13 protein-coding genes and 2 tRNA genes are annotated in these 23,290 nt (G+C 61.9%); 7 read left to right on the forward strand and 8 right to left on the reverse strand.

All coding sequences use genetic code 11. From position 1 onward, the window contains the following. Window positions 1–46 precede the first annotated feature (46 nt). Together A4R35_RS20360 and A4R35_RS20365 are read left to right on the forward strand one after the other, a co-directional pair. Window positions 47–137, forward strand: a tRNA-Ser gene (locus A4R35_RS20360). 129 nt (window positions 138–266) lie between these two features. Next, window positions 267–355 (forward strand) — tRNA-Ser (locus A4R35_RS20365). A 196-nt stretch (window positions 356–551) separates the two neighbouring features. Here the strand turns inward: A4R35_RS20365 and A4R35_RS24420 are convergent. The 4 genes from A4R35_RS24420 to A4R35_RS20385 form a co-directional block, all read right to left on the reverse strand. Next, window positions 552–1,274, reverse strand: coding sequence for a hypothetical protein (locus A4R35_RS24420; RefSeq protein ID WP_189362110.1), 723 nt, complete (start codon window positions 1,272–1,274; stop codon window positions 552–554). Between the two features lie 53 nt (window positions 1,275–1,327). Beyond that, window positions 1,328–2,371, reverse strand: a complete 1,044-nt coding sequence (locus A4R35_RS20375) for a hypothetical protein (protein WP_146747283.1) — start codon at window positions 2,369–2,371, stop codon at window positions 1,328–1,330. A 158-nt stretch (window positions 2,372–2,529) separates the two neighbouring features. After that, window positions 2,530–4,983 (reverse strand): DUF4129 domain-containing transglutaminase family protein, encoded by a 2,454-nt coding sequence (locus A4R35_RS20380; protein ID WP_112432659.1) that lies wholly within the window; start codon window positions 4,981–4,983, stop codon window positions 2,530–2,532. Window positions 4,984–5,340: 357 nt separating this feature from the next. Further along, window positions 5,341–6,711: an MFS transporter gene (locus tag A4R35_RS20385; protein WP_112432661.1), complete on the reverse strand. Its 1,371-nt coding sequence runs from the start codon at window positions 6,709–6,711 to the stop codon at window positions 5,341–5,343. 233 nt (window positions 6,712–6,944) lie between these two features. Between A4R35_RS20385 and A4R35_RS20390 the strand changes: the two genes are divergently transcribed. Next, window positions 6,945–7,256 (forward strand): GlsB/YeaQ/YmgE family stress response membrane protein, encoded by a 312-nt coding sequence (locus A4R35_RS20390; RefSeq protein ID WP_223258426.1) that lies wholly within the window; start codon window positions 6,945–6,947, stop codon window positions 7,254–7,256. Between the two features lie 295 nt (window positions 7,257–7,551). Here A4R35_RS20390 and A4R35_RS20395 read toward each other — a convergent pair whose 3' ends face one another. Both A4R35_RS20395 and mscL read right to left on the reverse strand, forming a co-directional pair. After that, a complete protein-coding gene (locus tag A4R35_RS20395; protein ID WP_052890092.1) occupies window positions 7,552–8,091 on the reverse strand; it encodes an adenine phosphoribosyltransferase in 540 nt (179 codons plus the stop codon). A gap of 402 nt (window positions 8,092–8,493) precedes the next feature. Further along, on the reverse strand, window positions 8,494–8,970 hold the full coding sequence (gene mscL, locus A4R35_RS20400) for a large conductance mechanosensitive channel protein MscL (RefSeq protein WP_223258427.1): 477 nt from the start codon (window positions 8,968–8,970) through the stop codon (window positions 8,494–8,496). Window positions 8,971–9,315: 345 nt separating this feature from the next. On the opposite strand from mscL, the gene A4R35_RS20410 reads away from it, so the two are divergent. The 4 genes from A4R35_RS20410 to A4R35_RS24425 all read left to right on the forward strand — a co-directional run bounded on the left by A4R35_RS20410 (window position 9,316) and on the right by A4R35_RS24425 (window position 18,902). Then, window positions 9,316–10,767, forward strand: coding sequence for a DNA polymerase Y family protein (locus A4R35_RS20410; RefSeq protein WP_112432665.1), 1,452 nt, complete (start codon window positions 9,316–9,318; stop codon window positions 10,765–10,767). Between the two features lie 251 nt (window positions 10,768–11,018). Further along, window positions 11,019–13,868 carry a DUF4012 domain-containing protein gene (locus tag A4R35_RS20415; protein WP_112432668.1) on the forward strand — a complete coding sequence of 950 codons (2,850 nt, stop codon included), beginning with the start codon at window positions 11,019–11,021 and terminating at the stop codon, window positions 13,866–13,868. 313 nt (window positions 13,869–14,181) lie between these two features. Beyond that, window positions 14,182–17,868 carry an AAA family ATPase gene (locus A4R35_RS20420; protein WP_112432670.1) on the forward strand — a complete coding sequence of 1,229 codons (3,687 nt, stop codon included), beginning with the start codon at window positions 14,182–14,184 and terminating at the stop codon, window positions 17,866–17,868. A gap of 863 nt (window positions 17,869–18,731) precedes the next feature. Next, window positions 18,732–18,902: a hypothetical protein gene (locus tag A4R35_RS24425; protein ID WP_189362114.1), complete on the forward strand. Its 171-nt coding sequence runs from the start codon at window positions 18,732–18,734 to the stop codon at window positions 18,900–18,902. A 265-nt stretch (window positions 18,903–19,167) separates the two neighbouring features. On the opposite strand, the gene A4R35_RS20425 is transcribed toward A4R35_RS24425, so the two are convergent. Both A4R35_RS20425 and A4R35_RS20430 read right to left on the reverse strand, forming a co-directional pair. Continuing rightward, window positions 19,168–22,242, reverse strand: a complete 3,075-nt coding sequence (locus A4R35_RS20425) for a GAF domain-containing sensor histidine kinase (RefSeq protein ID WP_189362116.1) — start codon at window positions 22,240–22,242, stop codon at window positions 19,168–19,170. Window positions 22,243–22,697: 455 nt separating this feature from the next. Continuing rightward, window positions 22,698–23,138, reverse strand: a complete 441-nt coding sequence (locus tag A4R35_RS20430; protein WP_112432674.1) for an HIT family protein — start codon at window positions 23,136–23,138, stop codon at window positions 22,698–22,700. Window positions 23,139–23,290 lie beyond the last annotated feature (152 nt).

The following is a 23,290-nucleotide window of genomic DNA, read 5'->3' on the forward strand; positions in this document are numbered from 1 at the left end:
TACACCCCCTTGTCAGCCGCCCGGGGAATGTGATATACTATGCGCCGGAGAGATGTCAGAGTGGTTGATTGAGCCGCTCTCGAAAAGCGGTAGGGTCCGAAAGACCCTCGTGGGTTCGAATCCCACTCTCTCCGCCAGAAATAGTGACTCGCTAACGCTCATCTCGGCGCAGCGGGTCACTCCCATGTTAGTCTTCCTGGTCATGCCGCTGTGTGCGTGAGAGAGAGCAGTGGCAGCCGGTGATTAACATGGTGGTTGTACTATACGGAGGAGTCTCATAGTGGCCTAGTGAGCACGACTGGAAATCGTGTGGGGTTAACAGCCCCCGTGGGTTCGAATCCCACCTCCTCCGCCATCTTGAACCGGTGAGGGAGATGATCCCTGCCGCGATCAAAAGAGAAAGCTCAGAGTTGCGGGATGAATGGTGCTCCCATTCGTCCCGCGTTTTTTTGGAAGGTCACTGGACCCTGCGGGGCAGGTTGCTCGGGTGATGCTTCGGGGCCTGGTCTGATAAGTTCCTGTCGGCCTGCCGCTGCCGATCTATCTCTTCCTCATCTGTGAGCGAGGCGCGCTTTGGTGGGGTGGCTGGAGTGGTGCGGGCTGAGGGGGCGGGGAGGCAGGAAAGGGGCCTCGGTCGGATCAGGGTCTGGTGGGGGGGTAGGCGTGGCTAGAGGCGTGGCTGTGGGGGCAGGAGGTGAGGGGGAGGGAACGGGTGTAGGTGACGGTGCAGGGGTTGGTGTTGGGGTGGGGGTGGGAGAAGGTGCTGGTGTTGGGGTCGGCGTCGGTAAGGGTGTAGGAGAAGGGGCAGGCGTAGGTGTTGGTGTGGGGGTCAGCGTGGGGGCCGGTGTCGGGGAGGGCTGAGGTTGAGGTGAGGGCGACGGGGAGGGCTGGGGCCGTGGCGTGGGATGCGGCTGAGGACGTACCGTCGGCGTGACCACAGGCAGGGCCGTTGGTCCCGGCTGCGGCATGGTCAGAGGACTCCCGCAGGGCGGGAAGGGTGGAAAGCTCAGGCTGCTTCCTGACTGAGAGGGACCACCCTGGCTCGGCGGCGTCAGACTAGGCGGTAGGGGAACCGTCATGGTGCTTTCGGCAATGCGCTCCTGCGTCTGGGCCGCCAGTGCTCCCTCTGATTGGGAGGAGACAGGCCGACTCGACTGGCTGCCCAGCCAGATCGGCAGGCCGAAGCTCAGGAGGGCTGCTAGCGCCAACAGGGTGAGCAGCAGAAAGCGCAAAGCACAGCCGCGGTTCCACAGCGCCATCACCGTATCCAGCATGCTGATGCCTGCTCCTCTCCTCGCCTCTTCTCCACCGCTCACCGCCCGCCAGGCTAGCGTGTCACCGGCTCGCTGCCGACGCGGCGCTCTCGCTGGCTGGCCTCATGACTGGGGCCGGCCTCTCCCTCACCATGCTCCTCCAACTCAACGCTCATCAACGTTGAGAGCTGGCGCTCTTGCTGAAAGCGCCACAGCAGCTTCTCCAGGCAAAGTACGCATTCCAGAGGACGGCGCATCGTGAACAGCTCGCGGCGCCGCCAGTGATCGGCCAGGAAGGCCACCCCGTTGCGCTGGCGGATCACCTGCAGTACATGGTCGTAGCCAAGCAGGATCTGACAGCGGCGCCCCAGATAGATCAGACGGCGATCGGTCAGAATGAGTAGACCGTGGTCGCGCACGGCCTCCTCTGGGGGGGCGAAGGGTCGGAGCTGCTCATTGCAGAGTGTTGCCTGGCAGCAATAGTAAGCGCGCTCGCCGAAGGCCAGGCGAACGGGGACCTGGACAGGTGGTAGCGGGTCCTTCAATGGGGAGCGCCGTCCACGTTGTCGAGAGAGCGTAATCTCCTGGCGACGCTCACGCTCCTCCTGAAGGCGGGCCTGGCGACGCTGCAGCAGCTCCCGGCGAGCCATCTGCCAGCCTGTCGGCGCCAGCGCGCGCATCAGGGCTGTCGGCGTTTCTCTTTCGGTCGGCGGGGCAGCCGTCTCTGCCGGGTCAGCGCTGGTTCTCTCGGAGTCGGTGGGCGCCGGTTCATGGCCAGGGACCGCCAGCAAGCGTGCCTGCGGGCAGGTGCGCAGCAGATAGTCAACCATCTTGCGCACATCCTCCACCGCGGCAATTCCACGCAGAATCACGCGCTGCTGACCAAAGGTCAACTCCAGACGGGCCGAAGGTAGGCCCAGCAGGGAGCGATAGATCGGGCGAATCTGGGTCAGGTGGCGCAGCTCATAAACGGCCCCGTGAACCCGCAGGTGATCGGGGTAGAGCTGGAAGAGTCGGCCCCAACCACACGTTCCTTCCACAATTGGCAAAGACAGAGGATGCTCCGCCCACTCGGCGGCGTCGATCTGATTTCTGCCTCGCTCAGACCTCTTCTCCACTTCCACGTCCTCTTCCTCACCCACCGTTCTCGTTGCTGTTGCTTTCAAAGCACTTTCTATCTGAGAGAACGTTTCAAGAGATCTTTGGTAACACGTGGCGATAACTTTACATCTATCGATCGCTGAGTTTACAGGCAGGAAAGGAAAGAAGGCTGGTCTCAGCTGAAGCGGCGCAGCCAGAGGCGCCAGAGACTGCGGCGCAGCGGCGGCCAGAGGCGTTCCAGCTCGGACCTGTCGGCGCTGCTGGCTAGCTCATAGGGAGGGGCCCAGCGCTCGCGCACAAATAGCTCGGTCAATCGACGCAGCGGCAGGGAGGCCTCCGGCATGGCGCGGCTCAGCCGTGCGCTATACTCGTATGGCGTCTGCCAGGAGCGTGGTCGGAAACCGGCCAGGCTCGCCAGGCGGCACAAGCGCCAGAAGAGCCGTGCCACTGGACTCAACTGGCGATCAAGCTGACGTCTTCTGAGGCTCGCCCCGATGGCCAGCACCAGCAACAGACCCAGGCCCGTTGAGGCCAGCAGCGTCAGCAGCAGCCAGGGGGATGACAGGACCCGCTGGAGCGGGCCGCGAGGAGTCTCAGCGCGCTGATCGGGCGCTGGAGGGGTGAAAGAGCCGTCCTGGCCGGGCTGGCTGCCCGCTGTGGCAGTGGAGCTATGGGAGACCGAGGGTGAAGATGAAGGGGCTGGCGTTCCCGAAAAGGCCGGCCCGAGAGTGAAGCCGGGAGTTGGATCAAAATCGATCCAGCCCTGGCCAGCAAAATAGATCTGAACCCAGCTGTGGGCATCGCTGCCATTGACCACCCACACCTGGCGTCCAGCATCGAAGTGGCCCTGGCTAAAGCCCACTACAATGCGTGCTGGCATCCCCAACAAGCGGGCCATCACCACCATTGCGCTTGCATAGTAGGTACAATAGCCAGTGTGCGTCTGCAGCAGCCAGCTCACCACATCGGTGTCCGCGGGGATCGACGGATTGTTGATCGAATAGCTAAACTGGCGCGGATCGCTCAGATGACTCACCAGCAGCTGCATAGCCTCAAAGGCATTGCTTGCCCCCCGTGTCCACTCCAGCGCCGTCTGCATCAATTTGTGGGGCAGGCTGGCCGGCAACTGCAGATAGTCGCGTTCCAGAACAGGCAGGGCCGGATCGCTTTGCCAGAAGCGTGGGTTCGCTGAGAGCAAAGGGATGCGAGCCAGCGCGGCTGCATCGATCGTTGGCACTCGCGCCAGCACCGTATAGCGCTCACCGGAATGCAGCGGCGTCTGCTGAGCCCAGGCGCTGATCAGGCCATCGCCGTAGGTCATGGCCGGGACGCTGAAGCGGGCCGGCTGAGGAGGCGCGAACAAATAGTTGTGCTTGCTTTGGGGAACCTGGAGCAGGTGGATCTGCGCGCTGACCTCTCGATAGTGGCCGGAGACCGTATCAGGGGGAAGCGGCTGCCCCGCCGCAAAGCGAGTGACCGTGGTCTGCGTTGTCGACGTCCAGCTATGGCCATCGAACTGGTTATAGGTCACAGCTTCCAGATAGGCCGGAGCCGCACTTCCGCTATATTCCAGCACGCTCCCCACTGGTAGAGAGACCGAACCGCTGACCGTCAGCCGATCGCCGAAGAAAACCGTGCTGTCCAGCGAGGGTGCCTGCGCCGACGGAGCTGAGCCAGTCAGGCGTTGATGCAGCAGGGTGCTGGCGAACGTATTCAGATCCTCCCAGAAACGACTTCCCCAGCCTGGTTGCATCAGCGGAGGAAGAAGCAGCGCAGGCAGCAGGGAGAACAGCATGAGCAGGGAGGTCAATGCCAGATTGCGCCCAAGCAGAGAACGCAACCAGGAACGATCGGCGGAGAGGCCCAGGCTATGCCAGTCGTCGAGCAGCGTCGCCAGATGCAGGCGGCCAATCAGCAGCAGGAGCGCGCCGAGCATGACTGGCAGCAGCAGGGGCGAAGCCTGGCGGCTGTACTGGAGATTGACCAGCATAATCGAGCAATAGGTCAATGCCACCAGCCAGGGCAGGCGTGCGCGATACGTTAACCAGCTTCCCAGGTAGCCTAGAAAGAAGCTGAGGAAGCAGAGGTAAAGCAGAAAAATATGCTCGCTGGAGACCACCGCCAGGCCAGGGCCAGCGCCGCTGCTCGCCATTGCCTGCAGATCAGAGAGCAGCGTTGTCCAGGAGATGTGCAGGGCAGCGCCCGCCGTCAGCGCAAAAGCTACCCAATAGCCGAAGAAAAAGGCCGCAAGATGGAGCAGTGGCTGAGACAGAGAGCGGCTCTTCGCCACGAAAAAGCCGGCCAGCAGGCCCAGAGGAGCGCTCCAGAGTAGAATCCAGGTCCCGGTTACCCAATTGGCCGAGATGATCGCCACCACCAGAGCTGAGAGAGCGATCGCCACCAGTCCTAATGGCAGCCAGCCCTCCGCCGGCACCAGGGCGAGCCTGGAGGAGCGAGCTGGCAATGGCGTAAGAAGGGCAACCTGCCCGGCGACCGTGGCTGTCTCTGCCACCGCTGGACGGGAGCCATTGACCTCGGCCTCCCTCCTCGCCTCTGTCCTCGTTCCCCGATGCTCACTCTGGTGAGCAGCCTCTACAGCTGGAGAAGAAGTGGCCTGACCTGGTTTCATCAGAAGTGGCTCCTGTCCCAACGAACGCTATCCCGGCTCGATCAGCCAAGGCCTCGATGGCTGCCGATGGCATAAGCCTTCTTCCCCCAGAAGACTCCATACCTCTCTGCTACCCTCTATCCGGGCCAGAGGAAAGAGAGAGCATTGCTCATGCAAGCAGCAAGGAATGAGAAAGGTACCTGCATACTGCAGGTTCCAGTCCTTCGATTAACCTCTCCTAATGATACCCCAAAATTGGCGTTCCTGTCACCGTTAGCCGCAGCGCAGCAGGAAGAAACTCTCTCTGGCCGCGCCTGGTCTCCCTCTACGCCGGTCTCTTCCCCGTCCGTCTGGGTGGCCTTCACTACTCATCGCAGCTCATCGCGACTCAGATGCGCTCACAGGCCGGCGACCGAAGGCCGCCAGTAGCAGGCTAGCGGAGATCACCAGGCAAATGGCGGCGAAGAGAAAGGCGGCAGAGAGATTCACATAGGTCTGGAGCCAGCCGGCCACCGTTGGTCCCAGGCTATAGCCAACGCTCCAGGTCACCGAGTAGAAGCCGCTCAGCCGCCCGCGATAGCGCTCAGAAACCTGCTCCATTGCGAAGGCCGTATAGACCGGTTCAATCAGCAGGCGCAGGAAGGAGCGCGTGTACTCGCCGAGCACAGCGACTAACAGGATTGGCGAATAGCCGATCAGCAACATCAACGGCGCGCTGGCATACATCACCGTCGTGATGATCTTGATCTTACGCCAGCGGTGCACGAAGAGGGGGGCCGTGAGAGAAAAGAGGCCGCCGGCCAGGCCAGAGATCGTGAAAATCAACCCGAGCGGCCCCGGCAGCAGAGAGAAGCGTAAGACAAAAAACAGCTGGATCAGGGCAATGACTGCCCCCTCACCCATATTGAAAATCAGATCGGGCACCAGCAGCTTGACGAACACGGCCAGAGGAAAGCGCCCTCTGGTTGCTGAAGATGAAGAGCCGGCGCTCTCGGGAGGTGGAGGGGCCTTAGCCACCTGGGCCGTTCCGGCGTGGGAAGCCCGTGGAGGCGCAGATCGCAGCCACCAGAGAGGCAGCCCGAAGAGCAGACTCACCAGCGAAGCGCTCAGCACACCCCAGCGCAGAGCCAGAACGCTATTAGCGCTCACCTGCAACAGGCGGGCCACCAGCTCGGGGATAGCCCCGCCGAGCAGATTGCCCAAAGAGCCTACGCCCAGCAGCACAAAGCTATTGAGAGCCAGCACGCCCACTCGCCGCTCCTCACTGGTCTTCTCAATCAGCAGAGGAACGTTTGTCACCCAGTAAGCCGCCGAAGCTACCCCCTGGAAAAAGGCTGCCAGCAGCATCAGCGGTGCCGCCGAGGTCAGGCCAATCATTGCCAGAAAGAAAGGCATTGATAAAGCCGAAGCCAGCAGCACCGGCTTATAGCCTAATCGATCAGCCAGCATGCCGCTAGGCACCGCGCTGATCAGCGAGCCGAGGGCCGGCAGCGCGCTCAGCAGCCCGATAAAGTCCGGCTGATAGCCCAGACTATGGGCATAGTAATTGATATCAAGCGTCCCAATTGTCAGCTGGAAACCCTTACCGAGGGTATAGAACAGCAGCAGATAGACATCGCGAGGAAGCTGCAACCAGCTCAAGAGCTTCTGTCTGCTGCCACGGTCCCCCTGCGGGTTTCCCGGCGGCCCGTCTCCCGGCCTACTGGCAGAGCGAGCAGCGTCCTGAGAGAGAGCGGGCCTGGAAGACATCGTCTGCGACTCCTGTCGTCCTCATACGTAGAGCGAAGTGGAGAAAAGCGAAGGAAAGAGCCATGCCTTCGTAGGGTATCATATCCGCCAGAGGCGTGGCAACCGTTGCCTGGGCCGGTGGGTCGCACCAGCTGGCGGGGAGGGCAGGCCGTGCCTTCTCCCGGCTGTGCTCCCGTACTGCCTCCGGCACCTGGCAGCGCAAGACATCAGCAGAAGGAGAGAAAGGGCCTTTCATGATGGATGGAATTAGCTTTCACCCGGGCCTGGGTCACGTCCACCTCTATCCAGGCGAGCTACTTGCCTGGCTATTGGTCGGACTGATAGCGGGCTTTCTAGCGGCAAAGCTGGTACGTGGGCAAGGATTGGGGTGTCTGCTCGACATCTGCGTTGGGCTGGTAGGGGCCGTCATCGGGGGCTTTCTGATGAGCTTGCTGGGCATCAACGAGACATTTCACTTTCTCGGAACGACGCTGGTCGCCTTTCTTGGGGCCTCGCTCCTCTTGCTCCTCGTTGAACTCATTGCCGGAGGGAGGCGCTCCATCTAACTGATAATAGCCACCAGTGAAACGCGGTGAGCGCAGCCGTTGGCGGTGGAGGATGCCAAACCAGCCATACAGCCAGACAAGCAGGCAGCTAGATAGAGGCAAGATCTGTGAGGAGAGAGGTCGCTTCACTGCGATGCGGGAGCAGAGAGGGACCACCGGCAAGCGCCCTGGTTTCCCCCGCGTCCGGCGGCCTTGAAGCATGGCGGAGGGAGAGAAGACGAACCTGCCGCCCCTGGCCTGCTTGTCTGCCGGTCTTGTCTACTCCTCTCCGCTCCAGCCCGGCTGGCTCGCCGCCTTAATACTTAATCAGAGCGAAGACATCGTAGCCCTTGAGGCGCTCACGGCCCTTCAGATAGGTCAGCTCGACCAGGAAAGCAATGCCAGCGATATGGCCACCCAGCTTCTCGACCAGCTCCATCGCCGCCGAGACCGTACCACCGGTGGCCAGCAAGTCGTCGACGATCAGCACCCGCTCGCCTGGTTTGATGGCGTCGGTATGCATCTCTACAATATTGGTACCGTATTCCAGAGCGTACTCCACGCTGACCGTCTTCGCTGGCAGTTTACCGAACTTGCGCACTGGGACGAAGCCACAGCCGAGCAAGTAGGCCAGGGGGGCAGCGAAAATAAAGCCTCGGGATTCGACGCCAACGACAGTCTGAATGCCCGCACCGGAGTAATGGGCTGCCAGGCGATCAATGGCGGCGCGGAAAGCCTCGGGATTTTGCAGAAGGGGCGTGATATCGCGGAAGAGAACGCCCTTCTGGGGGAAATCGGGAATATCTCTAATCCAGTCTTCCAGCCGTAGTGGCCCCGACGCAGATGACGATGACATCCTAAGCGCTCCGTTTCCTTCCTCAACAAAGAACTAAGTCAGGCCGCCTCTCCAGGGGCTTGTGGGTCTGGCGAATCCATGACCGGCCTAGCACAGAAGTGACCAGGCCACGCCGGTCCTCCGTACGCGGTGCAGAAAGAGAGCAGAGCAGATCAGGCTGCTCTCGGCCAGGCCGTGGCTGAGCTACCACTGGCTCAGGTGTGCGGCTCTGGCTCTGCCCTGTCTCTGACCCGGCGTTCACCTGATCACCCGCTTTGCATTGCCCTCAGATTCCGTAGATTAGTATAGCACGAATCTCCTGCCAGGCGAGGAAGGAGACAGAAAATACTCCCCTCTCAACCAGGGCAAAGGAAGATCCAGCTCAGACGCTGGCTCGTTGGACAGGCGGGCAGGAAAAGGGCCTCAAGCGCCAGCCGCCGGAGCCGAAGAAGGCTCGCCTTGGCCCAGGTCCGAGGTGCAGTAAGCGCAGCGGCTGGCCCCCGCTGGAATGCTGCTCAGACAATAGGGGCACTCGCGCGTGGCGCTCTCCTCCGGCACGCCCTTCTTATGGTGAGCCATCAGCTTGCTGACTGGCAAAACAATCAGGAAATAGAGCACTGCCGCCACAATAAGGAAGCTGACAGCGCTATTGATGACCGTACCGAAGGCAAAGCGGCCTGCATTCAGGCGCGAAAAATCGAAGCCGCCGAAGAGGCCGATCAGGGGAGTAATCAGTCCGCTAACGATGGCGTTGACCAGGTTGGTGAAAGCAGCGCCGATGACGATACCAACGGCCAGATCAACCACATTACCGCGCAAGATAAAAGCTTTGAAACCGCCCAAGGTCGCTCTCGCCTCTCTTCCCACTTTGCTGAACGTCTCGTTCTGAAGCATGGACATCGTGTCTTACCCTCCAATCTGAGCGTGCGCGCTCTACCGCGTCTGTGAAACTGTCAGCGCCAGCGCTCGCTGCTGGTGAGGCAGGAGACAGGTGGGCTGCCTGGTCTGGGCGAATCCGCCCCACGAACAGCTTACCATATTTTCTGGCGGAGCTGAACGGGGTGAGGCGGCGACTCTTGAAGCGCACCAGCTGCTCGCTTCGGTGGTTCCGAAGAAGAGCTTGTCAAGGCCGAGGCCTGTCAGGGAGCCTGTGCAGATCAACCCGGCTGGAGAGATGGGCTGGAAATAGCCCGTTTGTAGCGTATAATCTAAACTGGGAGAGGTTAGTTTGAGCAGAAGGCTACTATGGAGCAAGATCAGTCAGGGACGTTGAATCCGTCAATCCTTGGGGAGCCAGCAGCGCTGCGTTCTCCACGTGCACCTGTGGGGAGGCCGGTGTCGGCAGAGCGGGGAGCGGCCTCAGAGCAGGCGCTCCTGCGTCAGGGGATCATGCATGTCCGCATTCGACACTTCTACTGTACGCTGGAGGAAATGGCCAATCCCTCGTTACATGGCCTGCCGTTTGTCGTAGGGACCGGTACGGGGCGCCCGAACGAGCCAGGTCGAGTCATTGACGCCTCCCCTGCCGCGGTGCGCCTGGGCATCGTCCCTGGCATGCCCTTGCGTCGAGCCTACCGTCTTGCCCCGCGCACGCTCTTCCTGCCAGCCTCCTACGATCGCTATCAACCGATTCTGCAGCGCTTGCGTGAGCGCTATCGCGTCTGTTCGCACATCGTCGAGTCGGTGCCCCTGGCCGATGCCTTTATCGATCTGAGCGGCAGCCCGCAGCCCGTTACCTCACCGATCCTCCTGGCGCAGCAGCTCAGCAGCGACATCGCCGCCCTTGGTCTAACCGCCCTGATCGGTATCGCCAACGGCAAAACCATCGCCGAGCTAGCCGCGCTCATGAGTCGCAAAGATGGGCGCCAGGGCATCCTCTATATCCCGCCGGGTCGCGAGGCCTCCTTCGTCCAGTCGCTGCCCCTCTCACTGCTGTTACAGCTGCATGGCAGCGAACCTGGCGCCCTGGGGGGGCGCGAGGGTGAGAGCGAAGGAACCGGCCTGCGTTCGGGGGCTGCCGAGCTGGAGGGCCGGGCGGAGCGCTTTGATCTTGAAGAACTGGCCGAGCTGGTTGCTCACCTGCGCGACTTCGGCATCACGACCTTTGCGCAGGTGGCCCCCCTGGCTCCCGAGGGATTAGAGCGGCGTCTGGGCCGCCTCGGGCGCTGGCTCCATCAGCTGGCTCAGGGTGAGGACTACAGCCTGGTGATCCCCGATGCACCGCCGCTGAGCCAGAATGCGCGCATTCGCTTCCAGCATGCTGCCGACGCTGACGAAACCTGTGCGGCGATCCACAAGCTGGGCAGCTATCTAGCCGGACGCCTGCGAGAGCAGCGCCTCAAGGGGCGGGTAGTTGCCTTGCTTCTCTGGCCAGCCCGCCCGCGCCGCGATACCCGCCGCCTGCTGTTGGACGAACAAGGTGAGGAGGCCATGCTGCGCGAGGGCGAGGAGGCCATCGGCGGACAGATCACCCTGGAGCGTCATACCGATGAGGCCGATATTCTGATCCATCATTTGCTGATGCTCTTCGCCCATTATCATCGCTCTGGCACATGCTACCTGCAGGTACTGGCGCGTATCGGCGACATCATCGCTGCTGCCACTCCTTACTACCCGCCCGCGGCCCGGGCGCGCGGCAGACCAACGCGGCGTCTGGATCTGAGCACCCGTAGACTCAATGGCGAGCGTCAGGTGTGACCAGAGGTTTCACTCCGTCAGAGTGAGGCGACTCAGCTCCAGTGTCCTGGGCAGTTCCCCTGGCCGAACAGGACCCCTGATTGAAAAAGCAACAATGCCTGTTCACCATACGTTATACTCAGGGAGAGAGGAGGCTCTCTTACCTTTCTGATCAGGCTGTCCCAAAAAACCATCACCGGTACATGATAATAGATTTTGTATATATTGAGATCAAGCTGCCCGGGGTTCTTCTGAGGTAATCCATGTCTGATATGCTTATAAATAGCAACCATCCAAAGCGTGAGGAAGCAGCGGGTCAAGGTAACCCGCAAGAGGAGCCAGCCCTGACCAGCCGCGTTTCGTCCGAGGAAGCAGCGAAAGGAGAAGGCGCGCCAGTAGAGGCGGAGGCGAGCAGCCTGGCGGACGAAGACACGATCAAGCTTCAAAGCATGGCCGCGGCCAGAGCTGTGGAGCAGCGTGCCAGCGATGAGGCCCGGGCCGCCATCGAACGCGCGGCAGCGGCCTGGTCCTCTCTGCTGCGTGCTGGACCGGCGCCGGTAACCTTCCCCACAGCGGTCCCAGCCTCTGCCGACCAGCCGGGGCCAGAGCCGACGGCCCCCGAGAGCAAACCCGAAGAGCCTGTCGAAGAGGGGCGCAAGGCCGCCTTCAGCGAAGCCGAGACCCTGCCTTTGGCCAGTGCCCCCGCCACACTGACCGCTGCGACCTCCACCTCTCCCCTGGCCGAAGCCGAAACGTTGCCCCTGGCTACTCCAGGTGTGGCTATCGGGCAAGGTGAGCAGCAGGCCCCGCAGCTGGTGGCCCAAGCGCCTGCTGCCCACCGTGAGCAGACGGCGGATCACCAACAGAAGAGCGCGGCCCGGCAGAGTGCGAGTACACGGCGTCGCTCCGCCCGTCGTCTCCGTCCTCCTCAGTGGCCAGGACGCCTTTGGAAGCAGGCGCGTTATGGCACAGGGCGGCAACGTCTCAAGGCGCTGGTGCTCCTCGCTATCCTCTTGCTGGGCATCGGTCTGCCCATCGTCAGCGGGCTGGCCGTAGGATTGCAGGCCTATCTGACCTATAGCACCCTTCGCGGGCAGGCCTCCGCCGGCGTTGAGCACCTGCTCGCCCTCAAGACTATTTTCAACGGCGCCAAAGCCCATCCCTCCAGTCTCTTCGAAGCAGACAAGCTGAACCAGGCCGCCCAGGAGCTGCAGCAGGCTCAACAATCCTTCGCCGAGGCGCGAGACATCATTGACCACTCCGCTCTCATCCATACCGTTATTGCTCTCCTTCCGCAATATCGGCTGCAGGTCAGCTCGGCGCGGGCTGCGACCCAGATCGGCGTTGACGTCAGTGTCATCGGCCTCAAGCTGATCCCGGCGGCCAGGAGCCTGGCCCCACACTTCCAGGGACCCCTTCTCAGCAATTCGAGCAAGCCGCTGGTCACTCAGGACATGCTCAACCTGCTGGGAACGACTATCGACAATATCATGCCCTCATTGCGGGACATCGAGACGCAGAGTCAGAATCTCTCGCTGGCAGCCCTGCCCCTCAGCAGTAGCCAGCGGCAGCAGGTGCAGCAGGTGCTGCAGATGCTCCCGGTGCTCCAGCAGAGCCTGAGCCAGGCGCGCCAGCTCCTGGACGCTGCAGGCTGGTTGTTGGGAGTAGACAAACCGCGCACCTATCTGGTGCAGACGATGGACCGCTCTGAGCTGCGACCAGCTGGCGGCTTCACTGGTCAGTATGGCGAGCTGACCATCAACGCGGGCCGCATCGCGCCCTTCTCGCTCAAAGACATCTCTTTTGTCGAATACACCGCCAGCAGCCCAACGCTGGGCCAGCTTGCTCCCGAGCCTTATCGCTCCTGGTGGCCCTTCGCCAACTGGGGGTTGCGCGACTCCAACCTCTCGGCGGACTTTCCCACCACCGGGCAGCTGGCCATCCAGGCCTACCAGCATGAGACGGGGCGCCACGTCGATGGCGTCATCGCCTTAACCCCCTTCTTCATCGAACACGTTTTGCAGATCATTGGCCCGATTACCGTGCCGGGCTACAATGAGACCATCACGGCCCTCAATCTCGAAGATCGCCTCCACTTCTACCAGCTCGACAGCGAGGGAGTGCGCAAGCAGCAGATCGTCCAGCATGTTGACGATTCCAGTCAGGCCCGCAAACTCTTCACCTCGCGCCTGGCCCAGACCCTGCTGGATCGTGTGCGTCATGCTCCTCCTGACGAGATCCTGGCCATTGCTCATGAGGCCCTTTACGACCTTAAAACCAAAGACATCGAAATCTATGTCACCGATCCACGTGTCGAGCAGCTGCTCATCCAATACGGCTATGGTGCCCAGATGGACCGCTCGACCAGCCACGATGGCCTCTATGTTGTGCAGGCCAACCTCAACGCGACCAAGGCCTCGCAGTATGTGCGGACGCTCATTCACGATGTCGTCACGCTGGACGCCAACGGCGGAGCCACCCACTATCTGCAGCTCCGCCTGGCCTATACCGATACCGGGCCGGTTTACGGCTACGATACCTATCGCGACTACGTACGCATCTATGTCCCACCGAACAGCAAGTTCTTGAGTGGCGACGGCTTTGACAGCGGGACCCCTCTCTGTGGGGGGCCACTACCTGCCTGCAATGCGACCGTAGTCTATCCGCACGACGAACTGATGTGTCCGCCGGGGCAGTATCAGCCGGGGGCGGCCTCGCCGACCCTGAGCGATGAGAACCCGGGTGACTGGCATCCGCTGGACAGCGTTGGGCCACCGACCAATACCGTCAGCGATGTGGCGGGGCGGGCCATGTTCGGCGGCTGGGTAGTGGTGCCCAAGAACTGCACCATTACCGTCACTCTCTCCTGGTATGTGCCTCCCCTCAACAAGGGACACTATGCCCTGCTGGTCCAGCGCCAGGCGGGCACCTACCCGGAGCTGGATGTCACCATTCTGCCGCCTGACCCCTGCAGCCAGCTCAATCTCGCCGGGACCCATGTGGATACCCTCCTGAGCAGCGACCTGCTCATCACGCCACGTAGCCTGTCCACTGGTGGCAGCCAGGGCCAGGGACAGGCTGCGAGCACGCAGAGCAGCTGCTACCCCCGCGTCGGCGTTTAGCCGCTCGTTGCCCGGCCCACTCTAGAGGCTTGCTCACCGGCATGGCGAACGCTGTCCTGACCACGGCTGAGGTCGACCTGCCGATGAGTAAGCCTTGATCACCGTAACGTCTCTAAAACGCTGAAATGCTTGACCAATCATGCAGCTTGTAGTATGCTCGTTCTACAGATGTAGCAGAGTGCCTGTATTTATGTGGTGAGAGGGCGAAGAAAGCTACTGTTGCCAGCGACTCATGCTTGGGATATACTGCTCTTGCAGTAGGTTGTATTCTCAGGGCTAGCTAATCTGGGAAGATAGTAGAAGAGAAGAACTCATGGAACTGCCGGCGCTCTTGAGTATCATACGCACTGAAAGCGTCTATCGTTTCCGGCTTGACCTGCCTGAGTATTCTGCCAGGGAAGGTAGCAAGGAAGGGCGCGACTATGTCACGGAGATCACCCCTGAGCTCAAAGAGCGGCTCAGGCGCAGTTTGCAGGCCGTGACTCAATACATGCAGACGCAGGCTCTGGCCGAGAGCAAGCGCCAGACAATGAAGCTGGGCGCGGTTAACGATTCGGTACAGGCTCTGGGGCGCTTTCTCTTTGAGCAGCTGTTGCCGTTGCCGCTGCAGGAGGCGCTGCGGCATCTTGATCTCCCCCTCGTGCTTGACACCAACACTCCTGAAATCCCCTGGGAGCTTTGCTTTGATGGGAGCATCCGCCCAAGCTCCTTTCTCTGTCAGCGGCTGAGCGTGAGCCGCTTAGCGGGCGAGGCGCGGCAAGAGCGCCTGGCGCCGCTGACGGAGCGGATGCAGCGCAAAATGGGAAGGCGCGATCAGGTGGGTCTCTCGGTCCTCTTCCTTGTCAATCCGACAGGTGAGCGCAGCGCAGCAGAAGAAGAGGTGGCTGCGCTCTGCACTGCCCTGCCCGAAGCGATTGGGCGCACGATCCTCTATCGTCAGCAGGCCAATCAGCTGGACATGCGCATGCGCATCAGCAGCGAGCCGCCGCAGATCATTCACTATGCCGGGGCGGGGCCGTTGCTAGTGGCAGGCGAGCCGGCGCTGGCCCTGGCGGGCAGCTCGCGCCTCGATGGCGAGGCGGCGGCCCAGCTCTTTCAGCTCTTACCGCGGCGTCCCCTGGTCTTTGTCAGTCACTACGAAAGCGAGCGCTCAGGAGGACGCGGCGGCAGCGGACTGCCCGCGCCGATGATGGGAGCGGGGACGGCCAGCCAGCCGGAGCGAGAGGAGCTGCTGCAGCGCCTGGCCCGACGCCTGATCGAGGCCGGCGCGGGGGCAGTCGTGGTCCTGCGTTGGCCTTTGTCGACCGCGCGCGTTCGCGAGTTCGCCGTCCTGCTCTATCAGGAGTTAAGCGATGGGGTCGCCATTGGCGAGGCGGTCAGGCGTAGTCGCGCCGTGCTGGCCCAACGTCGGCCTGAGCAGGCGGCCTGGATTTCCTTCCAGCTTTACGGTGACCCGCTGCTGCGTTTGAGCTTTGGGCTGCCCGAGCGCAATCCCGCCGACTATGTCGATATCTTTGAAGAGGAGGAAGAGCCACTGATCCCCTCGCTGCCATCTTCGTCGCACGCTCTCGACCGGCGCTTTCTGGAGGAGGTGCTCAGCATCGCTCTGGCGGAGGCGCGGCGCATGCGCAAGGATTATCTGGGAACGCCCCATCTCTTCATCGCCCTGACCAAGCTTGATGGAGGCTGTACCCAGGATGCTCTGCGGAGTCTCAATTTCTCGCCCAAGCAGGTGCGCGATGTCATTCGCAGCGCCCTGGGCAGCGGCAAGGCCACCAGTGACACACCGATCCTGCCGACGCGGCGCTGCAAGGAGATTCTGCTGACCGCCGAGCGCAATGCCATCAGTGCCGGGGCCAGCATGATCGACGAGCGTGCCATTGCGCGCGCCGTACTCAGCGAGGGCGATGGGGTGACCCACAACCTGCTGACGCAGATCGGCATCAATCCCGAGCAACTGATCGAGTTAATCATGGCCAGTGAGGCCCATGCCTTGCTGGAACTGGCCCCTTCCGCGGAGCCGCATCAGCCGCCAGCGGTGGAGATGCCCGCGGGCTTCAGCCTGGCCGAGCCGGCGCCGCGGGCCGGTAACTCGCTTCTGGAGCGTCTGGGCCGCGATCTGACGCGCCAGGCCAGTCTGAAGCAGCTACCCCCGCTCATCGGACGCGAGAAAGAGCTGCGTCTGCTCATGCAAACGATGATGCTCAAGGATCGCAACAATCCGATTCTGATCGGCGACTCGGGCGTGGGGAAGACGACTATCGTCGGGGGCCTGGCCCAGCGCATTGTCGAGGGCCGGGTACCGCCAGAGCTGCGCGGCAAGCGCCTCATCGAGCTGTCGGCCAGCTCGCTGGTGGCCGGCACAAAGTACCGCGGTGAATTCGAGGAGCGGCTGCTCAAGGTGCTGGAAGAGGCCGAGAACAGCGGCAATATCATTCTCTTTATCGATGAGATGCACCTGCTGATCGGCACTGGGCGAGCTGCCGATGGGAGTATCGACGCCGCCGGCATTCTCAAGCCAGCGCTGGCCGGGGGCCGTCTGCGCTGTATCGGGGCTACCACCCCGCAAGAGTACCGCATGATCGAGAAAGACGCGGCGATGGAGCGTCGCCTGCGCCCGATCATCATCGAAGAGCCATCGCCGGAGGAGGCGCTGCAGGTTCTGCGGGGGATGCGGGCACTCTACGAGCAGCATCACCATGTCAGCATTACCGAGGAAGCCCTCCAGGCCGCGGTCCATCTCTCGGTCCAGTATCTGCCCAATTTGCGCCTGCCTGACAAAGCCTGCAGTGTCCTCGATGAAGCCTGCTCGCAGGCCCGGGTCTTCTGGGTGGAGGATGAATCGGTCGAGCAAGACAATCGCGATGAATTAGGCGAGGAGCCGGTGATCACAGCGGCCACCGTGGCCGAAGTGATCTCGGCGCGCACCGGTATCCCGGTCAATGCGCCGGGCCGCGAGGAGCGCGATCGTCTGCTCAATCTGGAGAGCCGGCTGAAGGCGCGCGTCATCGGCCAGGACGAGGCCATTCGGCGCGTGACCCAGGCGATTCAAGTGGCGCGGGCCGGCTTGAAGCCGCGCAATCGCCCCGCGGGGGTCTTTCTCTTCTTGGGGCCGACGGGCGTGGGCAAGACCGAGCTGGCGCGGGCTTTGGCTGCCGAGGTCTTTGGCTCCGATGAATATCTAATCCGTGTGGATATGTCGGAGTACATGGAGAAACATGCCGTCTCGCGTATGGTCGGCGCGCCGCCGGGCTACATCGGTTACGACCAGGAGGGACAGCTTACCGGCAAGCTGCGCCGCCGTCCCCACTGCGTGGTCTTGTTGGACGAAGTGGAGAAGGCTCATCCCGAGGTCTTCGATCTCTTCCTGCAGGTCTTCGATGCCGGGCGCCTGACCGATGCTCAGGGACATACGGTCGACGCTCAGCATGCCATCTGGATCATGACCTCCAACGTAGGTACCGAAATGCTGGGACGCTCCCTACCCAGCGGCTTCCGCGCCGCCAGCAAGACCTCGCTGGAAGAGATGCAGCGTGAGCAGCTGATGGAGCGCCTGCGTCAGACCTTCCGCCCCGAGTTTCTCAGCCGTATCGATGAGGTGGTCATCTTCCACCCCTTGACCCAGGAGCATGCGCGGGCAATTACTCGTCTGCAGATGAATGAGCTGGCCTCGCGCTTGCTGGAGCAGGGATTGACCTTGCAAGCCGATGAGAGCGCTATCGATCTGCTCTGTAAAGAGGGTTTTAGCCGCACCCAGGGGGCCCGTCCTCTGCGTCGGGCCATCGAGCGCTTGCTGACCGTGCCGCTCAGTTTGCGCATTTTGATGGGGAACATTCCTAAGCCGGGCGTGGTGCATGTGACGGCGATTGAGGGCCGCCTGGAGATCAGTGTGCGCGAACCGGGTGAGGAGCCGTTACTGGCCCCGACACCGACGCCCGCCGCCTCGACCTCAGAAGAGATGGCGCTCGAGGCCGATGCCACCGCTTACCCCGACTCTTGATCCTCTCTCCAGGCCGCCCTGATGGCTGGCGCGAGCCGTGGGGAACGATCAGAGAAAAAGAAAGAAGAGAGAAGAGGGTACTGGCACAGGAGATCCAACGATGGCAGGCGACGAGCGTCTCGGACGCGCTGGCCGGCGCAGGTGGGTGGTCACGGCTCGGCCAGGGTGGGCGTGGTGTGGTGATCGTCTAACGGCTCGGAGCCAGTCAGCTTGGCCTGCAGGGCTGCGCCCGGCTCAACGAGCCAGGGTCGGAACTCTGCGCTGCAGCCTCGCGCAGGGTCAGGCTCAACGGACCCTCTGCTGTGGCACGCAACAGAGCGCAACCGGAGCCTGTCCTGGACTCCCCGGGCGCCGCGGCGCGGCGCGGCTCAACGGCCTCCGGTTCGGAGCACACGGGCATGCTGGCCTGAAGGCGCCCGGCTCAACGAGCACGCTGGCACCCAGACGATCACCACAGGTGACCCGACACCACTATCTCTAGTTTACTCCCGCCCACTTCATGCTCACTTTCCTCTCACTAGCGCCCCAGCCTGCTCGGAAGTTCGTTCTTGGACCAGGTTCTCACACTTTTTGCTGCGCGCTGCTGCTCAACTTGCTCGCTTTGTCTCTCTCTGCTCCTTGCCTTGCAGCCGCCCGCGACCTGGTCCGACTAGAGAAGATTAGGGCGCTCTTACATAAGACAAGATTCTGGCTGAGCTTCCTTCTAGAGAAGCGGAGGGTGCGCTGGTGTGGTATCATATAGGATGGCGAATCCTCTCTGAAGATCGGTACACGTTGGCCCTCCTCGCTCACGCTGAGATTGCGCAGCGAGTGGCGTCGGTACCTGCCTATAGACCGCGGTAAGGAGGTTCTCTTTTTTTCTCATGAAAGCAGTGAAAACACATGTGGGCCGCTGCGATACCTGCGGCGAGCCGGCAGCCTATGCTCAGCTGCTCTCCGGCGGGCGGACCTTCCGCTTCTGTGAGCAGCATGTGCCCCCTCTGGTGAAAAGGCAAGCAGAAGCCACTGCCGCCAGGGAAGAGCAGAAAAAGTAAGCGAGTGCCTGAGGCTGGTGTGGTGCGGGCGGGCGAGTGGGGCAAGCGGCCAGATAAGTGGATCGGATGATCAGGTGAAAGGCGGAAGGGCAGAAAGAGAGGTGATTGTCTCTCCCCCTCCCCGCTGCCCTCTCTACTCTCCGCTGCCTGCCCATGCCTCCCTGGCCCTGGCCTGCCAGTATCAGATCGAGTGATGGGCGCTGAGGTTGCGCCGATAGAAGAAGTACTGATGGAACCTCGCGGCTGCTCCAGGCTCCTCCGCTGGCTAGCTGAGGCCGTTGCCCATCAGGGGTAGCTCAATAGTGAAAGTCGCTCCTTCCCCCGGTACGCCGCTACTCTCCACCCAGATTTTCCCCCTCATCGCCTCTACCAGGCGGCGCGAGATGTAGAGACCCAGGCCAGAGCCACGGACGGGACTGTTGACATCGCTCTCCAGGCGCACAAAGCGCTGGAACAGCTTCGGTTGGTCTTCGGGACGGATACCCTTGCCACGGTCGCTGACACTGATCAAGGCGCAGGGCCGTAGTGAAGTGCTATCTAGCGAAGCGCGGGCGCGGAAGGTGATCGGCGTCCCTGGCGGTGAGTACTTGAGCGCATTCATGGCCAGATTGCGCAGGATCTGGCGCAAGCGCACCGGATCGGCCTGCACTGCCAGATCGGGGGGGATGTCCAGATAGACGATCCGTTCCTCCTGGGTGAGCTGCGGCTCCATCATATCGACGACGCTCTGCACGATGTCCTCCACGGCCACCGTCTCAATATGGGCCGGGCGAATGCCAGCATCGACCTCCAGGCGGCTGGCGTCCATGACGTTATTGAGCAGGAGCACCAACTCGTCGCAGGCCAGGCGCGTCTTATGCAAGAACTCGTGGCGCTGCTCGGGGGAGAGGATCTCATCGTACTGGGCCAGCAGCTCCAGATAGCCCTGAACAGCGGTCAGGGGGGTGCGCAGCTCATGGGAGGCTGTGATCATGAACTGGTCCTTGAGCTGGTCCAGTTCCTGCAGCTGCTGATGAGCTGTACGGAGCTGCTGATAGAGCGTGGCATTGGTATAGGCGACGGCGGCCTGCTCGGCGAAGCCCTGAGCGCGTGGCAGATCGGGCAGGCCCAGCGGCTGGCGCTCCTGGGTGCCTGGACGCAGCGAGCGGGCCAGGACCAGCAAGCCGACGGCGACATTGTGTGAGAAAAGAGGGGCCAGGATGGCTGTCGGTACGTAGCGTCTGGCGAGCAGCTCGCGCAGCGAAAGGGCGCGATGCATGCGTTGCCGCCGTGGCGGATGCGGTGACCAGACCGTCGCCCCCACGGCGACAGCCCGGGCCTGGGCCTGCAGCGTTACCGGCGCTGGTGGCTGCGGCGGGTCAAGCTGGTAGAAGTGAGTCAAGGGGATCAGCGTAGGTTGGGGCGAGGCCAGGGCCTGGGCCTCGTACTCGTGCTCGTAGATCACCGGCCACTCGCTCAGCTCGCTGGATGGCTCGCCGGCGCTGGCCACAATGGCCTGGGGGAGGAGGCAGCCATGCTGGTCGGGAGTATAGAGCAGAACATAGTCAGCATCGAGCGCATTGGCTCCCTCGCGACAGATGATCTGATGGATCTCCGTCGGCTCGACAATGGCTGAATTGAGACGGGTGGCGATATTGGCCAGGGCCTGGGCGAAAGCCTCCTGCTCGCGGGCCTCCTGGTACAGAAAGGCATGTTCGAGCGCGGTGGCGGCCTGCTCGGCGAAAGTGCGCGCCATCGTCTTCTGCGTTGGCGAGAACGGGCGGTCTGAGCGGCTACAGAAGATCAAATTGGCCAGGTGTTTCTCTTGATACAGCAGGGGGATGACCAGGCTCGTACGGATATCCATGTGGGTATACCAGGCCACAAGCTCCGCGGGGAGATGCTCGGGCGTCATTACAGGCCAGCGCACCTCCAGCTCGCGTGGCTGTAGAATCGTGCAGACGTCGAGGTGCTGTCCCTCAAAGCGCCAGAGAATCACTGGCCCGGCGGGTGGAGCAGCCACATAGACCTTCACGCTGGCCGGCATCTCTGGAAAGGGAGCTTTCTCCTGGATGAAAAGCAGCGCTGCCTCACAACCCAGAGCTGTGGGGGCCAGGCTCACGATGCGCTCCAGTAGAGGATTCAGCTCCAAAATCTCGCTGAGCTGGGCCGTTAGCAGGCGCAGACGCTCGGCCTCCTGACGGCGCTCTTCACGCTCGCGCAGCAGTGCACTGTTCTGACGATCGGTCAGCAGATAGCGGAGAAAGAGGCAGATGGCCACCGCTGCCGTCAACGTATCGAGGAAGGCGGCCCGGACACCATCGTGGATGAGGCTGGAATAGAGCGTCAGCACGATCTCGATAGCGAACGGTAGATAGATCAGCAGGCTCTGGAAGAGCAGCACATGATCGGAAGGATACTCGTTCGCCGGCGACTCCTCGTCGCCCCTGGCGCGACTGGCCGTTTCTAGGACCTGGCTAAGCTCACGGAGCGGGACCTGCTGGCGGTAGGCATGCCGGGCGAGCGTAGCGTATTGCCAGGAGGCGGTCAGCCCCAGCGCAGTAAAGAAGAGCAACCAGCCAGTATCGACATAGGGCGTTCCTGAAACGTAAGCCTGGTGTAGCACCAGGTAGCAATACCAGCTATCGGACCAGAGCAGAGAGCAGGCGCCGACGATGAGGAGCAGCAGCGAGGGGCGCAGAGGTCGCTCCACACGGACTAGTGTCAGAAGCATGGCGCTGGCGAGCACGACCTGCAGATCGAGGAAGGGATAGCTGAGGCTGATCCCCAACGTGGCCGGATCGATACCGCTCTGGCGCAGAGAAGCATAGGAGGGGCCGACGAGAAAGAACCAGATTGCTCCCAGCAGGCAGAGTGTTGTGATCAGCGAGTCCAGCAAGATCAGGAGAACAGTGCGGTTCAGTTTGAAATCGCTCAAGATGAGTAGCTGGCTGCTGATTATCAGCGGATAGTTGAGCAGGAAGGCGAGGTCGGCCAGGGAAGGAAGAGCGTTGGCCTGTCCTATCCAATCGCGATAGAAGTAGAGCGAACCGCCGAGGGCGTCGAGCAGCAGAGCGATGCTGACGAGCGACCAGGCAGCCTGATAGCGAACAGTCAGGCGCAAAGGGCCATAGCGGCTGCGCCAGACGGTAAGGGCGGCCTGAGCGGCGGCGCCCAGGGCGCAGAGGCAGTACATGACATCAGCAAAAAGGGCGGTAGCCTGGCTGCCTCCCAGGCGCAGGGCCATCCAGAGGAGGCTCAGGAAGACAGTGAGGGCCGCTGCTCCGGCTTCCAGGCTGCTTTCGCGATAGAGCCGTTGAAGATAGCTAGGCGTCAGGCGCTTCGTGACAACCGTTCTCATCGCTTGTCCCCACCATCCTGGCTTGCTAGTTCTCGTCCGATCTTGCCAGCCGACGTGCTCTCCTGTGGGCTGGCCGGCCCTGCCGACCAGGAGGCTGAGCGCGAAAGGCTTCTGCTTGCGCGTGGCAGGCCGGGGTAGAGAGTAGGGATGAACATAGTATATCATAGATCAATTTAAGTGGAGCATTTTTTCGAAAAGGATGAGGGAATATTGCGCCAACAGAGGAACAACTGATCGGGTTATTTACGGTTCTGCCAGTCTCCTGGCCAATAACGATCTATTGTGGGAAAAAGATAGCAAGGAGAGAGGAAAGCGATGGTTGATCGCTCTGCTTGAAAAAGCAGTCTTGCCAGAGAAGAAACGGTAGAGTGCGAACGTGAGCTTGATTCGGCCTGCCCAGCTCCAACGGCATGGATGCCGGGCAGGGGCGCAATCACGTCGCTCAGTGAGCCTGGTTAGCAGGAATGGCTCTGATGAGAGAGCTGGGCATGAAGATCTGCTGCCAGCCGTTCCAGCTCGCTGCGCTCCGCCGGGCAGCCCTCCCAGCGCAGGAAGACGCGGCCCAGGGCGGTATCGTGAGGGAAGCGAGGCAGCAGGTGGAGATGGAAATGGCGCACGCGCTGCTGAGCAGCGTGGCCATTCGCCTGAACCAGGCTTAGCCCAGGGCAGTTGCTGGCACGACGGATGGCGCGAGCCACGTGAACGGTAGCCTGGAAGATACACGCGGCAAGCTGATCATCCAGATCGTAGATGGTCTCAATATGCTTGCGCGGAGCGACCACCACTTTGTAGGGATTGGGCTGCTCTTCGCTCAAAAAGGCCACCACCTCATCGCTCTGATAGACAAAGTTGGCCTCCACTTTTCCGCTGATCATCTCACAGAAGATGCAGCTCACGGCTGACCGCCTTTCCCACAACGCCAGTCTGGTCAGGCGTTGCGTTCCAATTTCGCTGAAAAATAGTTGCTGTTCTGATGAGGAGAGAGCCGGCTTGAGCAGAGGAGTGACGGCCCTCGCCCCGATGCATTAACAGTATACTCTGCAGCTCG

Source organism: Thermogemmatispora tikiterensis (genome assembly GCF_003268475.1).
In the GTDB taxonomy this organism is placed as follows: Bacteria; Chloroflexota; Ktedonobacteria; order Ktedonobacterales; family Ktedonobacteraceae; genus Thermogemmatispora; species Thermogemmatispora tikiterensis.

Bases quoted from the DNA above. Each gene is read 5' to 3' on its own strand.
- A4R35_RS20425 (WP_189362116.1), bottom strand. From the start codon at position 22,242: ATGAGAACGGTTGTCACGAAGCGCCTGACGCCTAGCTATCTTCAACGG.
- A4R35_RS20410 (WP_112432665.1), top strand. From the start codon at position 9,316: ATGGAGCAAGATCAGTCAGGGACGTTGAATCCGTCAATCCTTGGGGAG.
- A4R35_RS20380 (WP_112432659.1), bottom strand. From the start codon at position 4,983: ATGAAACCAGGTCAGGCCACTTCTTCTCCAGCTGTAGAGGCTGCTCAC.
- A4R35_RS20390 (WP_223258426.1), top strand. From the start codon at position 6,945: ATGATGGATGGAATTAGCTTTCACCCGGGCCTGGGTCACGTCCACCTC.
- A4R35_RS20420 (WP_112432670.1), top strand. From the start codon at position 14,182: ATGGAACTGCCGGCGCTCTTGAGTATCATACGCACTGAAAGCGTCTAT.
- A4R35_RS20385 (WP_112432661.1), bottom strand. From the start codon at position 6,711: ATGTCTTCCAGGCCCGCTCTCTCTCAGGACGCTGCTCGCTCTGCCAGT.
- A4R35_RS20395 (WP_052890092.1), bottom strand. From the start codon at position 8,091: ATGTCATCGTCATCTGCGTCGGGGCCACTACGGCTGGAAGACTGGATT.
- A4R35_RS24425 (WP_189362114.1), top strand. From the start codon at position 18,732: ATGAAAGCAGTGAAAACACATGTGGGCCGCTGCGATACCTGCGGCGAG.
- mscL (WP_223258427.1), bottom strand. From the start codon at position 8,970: ATGTCCATGCTTCAGAACGAGACGTTCAGCAAAGTGGGAAGAGAGGCG.
- A4R35_RS20415 (WP_112432668.1), top strand. From the start codon at position 11,019: ATGCTTATAAATAGCAACCATCCAAAGCGTGAGGAAGCAGCGGGTCAA.
- A4R35_RS24420 (WP_189362110.1), bottom strand. From the start codon at position 1,274: ATGCTGGATACGGTGATGGCGCTGTGGAACCGCGGCTGTGCTTTGCGC.